Origin of the sequence: Bradyrhizobium sp. SRS-191 (assembly GCF_024586915.1) — a bacterium.
GTDB lineage: Bacteria > Pseudomonadota > Alphaproteobacteria > Rhizobiales > Xanthobacteraceae > Bradyrhizobium.
Map to the genome: position 1 here is coordinate 39161 of NZ_JANBVS010000032.1, position 6000 is coordinate 45160.

General features: G+C 67.3%; 2 protein-coding genes. Both read left to right on the forward strand.

Annotated elements, in window-relative coordinates; genetic code table 11:
- Positions 1-53: 53 nt before the first annotated feature.
- Positions 54-2165, forward strand: a complete 2112-nt coding sequence (locus NLR35_RS32960) for an AsmA family protein (RefSeq protein WP_257170721.1) — start codon at positions 54-56, stop codon at positions 2163-2165.
- Between the two features lie 252 nt (positions 2166-2417).
- Complete coding sequence (locus NLR35_RS32965) at positions 2418-4868, forward strand: adenylate/guanylate cyclase domain-containing protein (protein ID WP_257170722.1); 2451 nt, start codon at positions 2418-2420, stop codon at positions 4866-4868.
- The last annotated feature ends 1132 nt before the right edge of the window (positions 4869-6000 follow it).

Below are 6000 nucleotides of genomic sequence, written 5' to 3' on the forward strand. Positions count from 1 at the left end.
TGCCGCATGCTAACCCGTGGAGACCGCTCGGCCGCAGCGCTTGGGACATCGACATGAAAGCAGTGAAGATCGCAGGCGTTCTGCTTGGCGCCGTCATCGTCGTGCTCGCACTCGCGCTCGCCTTCGGACTTCCGGCGAGCTTCCTGACGGTGGCGATCCAGGACCGCGTCGAGCGCGACACCGGCTATAAATTGACCATTGCGGGCTCGGCGAGCGTCAGCCTGTGGCCGTCGCTGCAGGCGACGCTGAGCGACGTCACCTTGCAGGATCCGAAGGACAAGGACGGCAACAACCGGCTGGCGATCGCCAGGCTGCAGGCCGGCATGGCGCTGTCGAGCCTGTGGTCGGGCCGGCCCGAGATCGGCGAGATCGTCATCGACAGACCGACGCTCTATCTGCCGCTGCTGCGTGAGCGCCTGCGCGACAATGCGCCGCGCACCCGCGCCGCGGCCAAGTCGGACGCCGCGCCGCCGGTCCGGATCACCAGCGTCACCGTCAAGGACGGCGCCGTCATTCTCTCCAACCCGCGCGACCGGGTCGAGAACCGTCTCGAAGCGATCGCCGCGACGGCGTCGCTGAACGACGACGGCAAGATCAGGATCGACGGCACGGCGCGGGCCGGCGATCGTCCGGTCACCTTCGACCTCACCGCGGCTGCCCCGTCGCTGCCGGTCGATCGCCAGACCGTGCCGGTCGATTTCAAGATCGGTATGGCCAGCGCATTCTCCGGCGTTCTGGCCGGTCGTGCCGACATCAGGTTGAACGGGCCGCTGGTGATGATCAACGGCCTCAGCGGCACGCTCGGTGATGGCGATTTCAACGGCTGGGCCTCGGTCGACCTCGCCAGCAAGCCGCTGGTGAAGGTCGACCTCGACGTCCGCCGGCTGGACCTGGCGAGCCCCGCCGCGCAGACCTCGTCGCGGGCGTCCGGATGGAGCACGGCAGCGATCGATCTGCGCGGCCTGAACTATCTGGACGCACGGGTGAAGCTGTCGGCGACCGATGTCGGTCTCGCCGGCGCCCGGCTCGGGCCGCTCGATCTCGAGGCCTCGCTGGCCGGCGGCCTGCTGAAGGCGACGGTCGCCAATCTCGGCGCCTATGGCGGCCAGGTCAGCGGCGAGGTCGTGGTCGACGCCTCCACCGGCAATCCGGCCTATGCGATGCACTGTGACCTCACCGGGCTTCAGGCGCTGCCGCTGCTCACGAGCATCGCGGATTTCGACAAGCTCGCGGCGCGGCTGCAGGGCAAGCTCGCGCTGCGCTCCAGCGGCGCCAGCCAGCAGGCGATCATGAGCAATCTCAGCGGCTCGGCCTTCCTGCTGTTCCAGGATGGCGCGATCCGCGGCATCAACGTCGCCCAGATGATCCGCTCGCTGACCACCAACCCGCTGTCCGGCTGGCAGGACTCCAAGGAGCTGACCACCGATCTCACCCAGCTCTCGGCTTCGTTCCAGGTCGAGCGCGGGCAGGCGGTGACGAGCGATCTCACCTTGGTCGGGCCTTTGGTGAAGGTCACGGGCGCCGGCACGATCGACCTCGGCAACCGCGCGCTGGCGCTGCGGGTCGAGCCGAAGCTGGTGATGACCACCGAAGGGCAGGGCCGCACCGCCGATCCCGTGGGTCTCGGCATTCCCGTCGTCATCGACGGCCCCTGGAGCCAGCCGCGGTTCTATCCGGACATGGCCGGCATCCTCGACAATCCCGAGGCGGCCTATGCCAAGCTCAAGCAGATGGGGCAGGGCCTGTTCGGCAAGGACGGCGCCGGGCTCAACAACCTGATCAACGGCATCGGCGGCCTGATCGGAAGCGCGACGCCGGGGAGCGGAGGCGCAAGTCCCGGCACTGCGCCTTCGACATCCAACCCGCAGGCGCCGGCTGCCGGCCAGTCCGACCTGCTCGGCGGCGACCTCGGCGCGGCCATCGGCAGTCTGATCCAGCAAGGGCTGCAGCAGGGCACACAGCCGGCGGCGCGAAGCCGTGGTCGGACGCTCAACCCGAACGAAAGCGCGGCTCCGCTGCTGCAGGCTCCCCAGGCCACGCCGGCGCCATCTCCGACTGATGCCGGCCAGGGGCCCTCTGCGGGCGGGAATCCCGCAGGCCCGCAGGACAGCGCGGCGGACAGTCAGCCGATGAACGATGTGCTGAAGCGCATCTTCAATCGGTAAAATAAGACCTGTTATCTGGCTCGCCTCCTCCATTTGGAGGAGGATGTCGGCCGCCATTTGAGCCATCATCGCCTGATGTGGGTGGCTCCCGCATCTGAGCCGTATTGCACCGCATTCTGTGCTAGACGGATGTCAGTGGCGGAGCAGCTCAGCGCATGAGAGGCCCGTTTCTGATGTGTCGCTGCCGTAGGGATGGCGGCGGACGCGCTCATCCGGGGGTCTCACCTCGGCGATGCCGCGCGAGGGGTCCGGATGAACGGGGTCGAGAACAGAGGCTGGTCGCTGCGGCAGGGCCTGTTCGCCAAATATGTCGTGTCGCTGGTCGGGCTCGTCGTGTTCGTCCTGGCGGTGAACGGCGCGACCGAAACCTGGATCAGCTATCAGTCCACCAAGGCGAGCCTCACCGCCGCGATGGCCGAAAAGGCCGATGCCAGCGCCCGGCGCATCGACCAGGCGCTGTCGGACCTGCAGCGCCAGATCAGCTGGGTGACGCGGGCGAGCGCCAATACGCTGGAGCTGCGCCGCGCCGACTACGTGCAGCTGTTGAGCCAGGCGCCGGCGGTGCGGCAGCTCTATCAGCTCGACGGCCAGGGCCATGAGCAGCTCCGGGTGTCGCGCACCTCGATCTCGTTCTCCTCGGGCAATGATCTCTCCCGCGATCTGCGCTTCACCGACACCGTCACCCATGGCAGCAATTTCTCGGCCGTCACCTTCAAGGGCGCGCAGCCGATGATGTCGATTTCGGTCGCGCATTCCGGCTTCAATGCCGGCGTCACGGTGGCCGACATCGATCTCGACTTCCTCGAAGACTTCATGACCGAGGCGCAGGTCGGCAAGGTCGGCATCGCCTATGTCGTCGATCCCAAGGGCCAGGTGCTGGCGAGCTCCGCCAAGGGGCCGCCTGTGGGACAGGATCTTTCCAAGCTGCCGCAGGTCGCCGCCATGCTGACGCCGGACGGCCAGCCGCTGGCGTCCGGCACGGACAGCACCGGGCACTCCGTCCTGACGGCGGCGGCGACGTTGCCGAAGCTCGGCTGGGTCGTGGTCTTCGAGCAATCCACCGCGCACGCGCTGGCCCCGATCCGCGATCAGTTGTTGCGCGGCGCGCTCCTGATCGCGCTCGGTCTGGCGGTGGCGATCTTCGCGGGCTCGCTGCTGGCGCGGCGCATGCTCGTGCCGATCACGGCGCTGCGCGCCGGCGCGCGCCGGCTCGGCGCCGGAGATTTCGGTCAGCGCATCGAGGTGAAGACCCATGACGAGCTGGAGGAGCTGGCTGATCAGTTCAACAGCATGGCCGGCCAGCTCGCGCAGTCCTATGCCGAGCTGGAGGCGAAGGTCGAGGAGCGCACGCGCGATCTCGCGCAATCGATCAACGAGCTGAAGGTGCTCGAGGAGGTCGGCCGCGCGGTCGCGTCCTCGCTCGATCTCAATTCCGTGCTGCCGACCGTGGCGGCCCGCGCGCTGGAGATCACCACGGCCGACGCCGTGCTGATCTATTCCTATGATGCCGCCGAACGCCGCTTCAAGCTGGTGGAGGCGAAGGGCGTCGACCAGGACGGCGCGCATCAGGTGCTCGACGAGCAGACCAGCCTGCTGTCGGAGTCCGTGCGCAGCGGTGAGCCGATCGCGATCGCCGAGCTCGAAACTGCGCCGGAGCATCCGCTGCGCGCGGTGGCGGTGGCCGCCGGCTTCCATGCCGTGCTGTTCACGCCGTTGGTCGACCAGCAGGGCGTGCTCGGTGCGCTCGTCGTGCTCCGGCGATCCGCCGGCGCCTTCCCGCCGAACCTGATCGGCCTGATGCGCACCTTTGCCAACCAGGCGGTGCTGGCGATGCGCAATGCGCGGTTGTTCACCGAAGTCGACCAGAAGGGCCGCGAGCTGGCGCTGACCCACGCCACCGTCCAGCAGCAGGCGGAGAAGCTCACCGAGCAGACCGAGCAGCTGCGCGAATGGAACAAGTCGCTGGAGGACCGCGTCGAGACGCAGCTCGCCGAGATCGAGCGCATCCGCAGGCTCGAGCGTTTCCTGGCGCCGCAGGTCGCGCAGATCATCGCGTCGTCCGACGGCCACGATGCACTGCTCGAAAGCCATCGCCGCGAGGTCACGGTCGTGTTCTGCGACCTGCGCGGCTTCACCGCGTTCACCGAGACGACCGAGCCCGAAGAGGCGATGAACGTGCTGCGCGAATATCACGCCGCGCTCGGCAAGCTGATCTTCAAATATGAAGGCACGCTCGACCGCTACGCCGGCGACGGCGTGATGATCCTGTTCAACGCGCCGATCCCGTTCGAGGACCACACCACGCGCGCGGTGAAGATGGCGCTTGAGATGCGCGAGGAGATCGGCGGGCTGACCGAGCGCTGGAAGAACCGCGGCCACAGCCTGGGCTTCGGCGTCGGCATCGCCGTGGGCTACGCCACGCTCGGCCAGGTCGGCTTCGAGAACCGGCTGGAATATGCCGCCATCGGCAGCGTCACCAACCTCGCCTCGCGCCTTTGCGACGCCGCCAAGGCCGGCCAGGTGATCGCGTCGCGCCGTGTCTACGGCGTGGTCGAGCACCAGGTCGACGCCAGGCCGATCGACGATCTGCACCTCAAGGGCTTCAACCATCCGGTCCTGGCGATGGAGATCCTGCACTGGCGCGGCGAGGGCGCCGAGGCCGTGGATGCCATAACGGAGCCGCGCCGGTCGGCGGTGACGTGAGGTGCAGCTTCCCCGCGCGGGCCGATGCTCCATGTGCGCGGTCAACTGACAAACCCTCTCCATGTGCAGAGCCCGCTACAGCGCTTAACATATCCATGAACACGCCGACCGGCGTGTTCATGGTCGGTGTGCAGGACCCCCTTGGGTGCCAGAACCTCATGGTGAGGATCGCCGCGCCCCTCCTGCCGTGCTGGGGCAAGATATTCGTTCGCGGCGCGTCTCGAACCATGAGGTCCAGCCGGTGGCCTCGCCGTTCGCGACGCCCGCCTGCGGCGGGCTCCTCAGGGTGAGGAGAAGCAGCCGCGGGTCGGCGCGTTGAATTCCGTAAAAAATAATCATCTTGCTATTTTTCGGAAATCATGATTATCTCCACCCATCCCGCCTCACCGCAGAAGGGGCGTTGCGCGCGATCGTCACGACACGCGAGGCGGGGATGCGATGGCCGCGATAGCTCGCAGCATGTCCTTGTGACGTGCGGACGAACGAGCTGTCACGGACGGTCAAGTCGCGTGGTCCTGGCCTCCCGAAGCTGAGGTCCGCGCAATGCGTGCAAGCGCATTGTCGCGATACGGTGGCCAACAAGCCGGCGCACCGGGGAGATCGCGAAGCAGCCGTCAACCCGTCGCGCAGGGAATGCCGGCGTGTTCGGCTTTGCCTGTGGTACCTGCCGCCTGCATTCTTTTTCGCAGGCGGGCCATGGGTGAGGCCTTCACCCGGCATTCCCTGCGCCCTCTGCACGATTTGCGAGGGACGAACTGATCGCATGACTCGGGCTTGATGGCCGCGAGAGTGCGCCGGCATGTCCCAACTCCGCCGCAGCTGTTTGAACCGTGAATCCGTCCTCTCGCTCCACCGTCGTCCCGGACAAGCCGCGACGCGCGTAGCGCATCGCAGCGCTGATCCGGGACACATACTCCGCAGCCATTATGAGACCCGAGATGCCAACCACGCGCCTGCCTCAAACGGCTCCCTGTGGTTATGGATCCCGGCGTGCGCCGGGATGACAGCGGAGTGTGTCGATGCGCTGTTCAATGCAGCGCCCTCTCCCCTTGCGGGAGAGGGCATGTAGGACAGTGCAGCAAGCTCGGTTGGGTGAGGGGTATCTCTCCACACGTCTCACTCCCGGAGAGAT

Bases quoted from the DNA above. Each gene is read 5' to 3' on its own strand.
- NLR35_RS32960 (WP_257170721.1), top strand. From the start codon at position 54: ATGAAAGCAGTGAAGATCGCAGGCGTTCTGCTTGGCGCCGTCATCGTC.
- NLR35_RS32965 (WP_257170722.1), top strand. From the start codon at position 2,418: ATGAACGGGGTCGAGAACAGAGGCTGGTCGCTGCGGCAGGGCCTGTTC.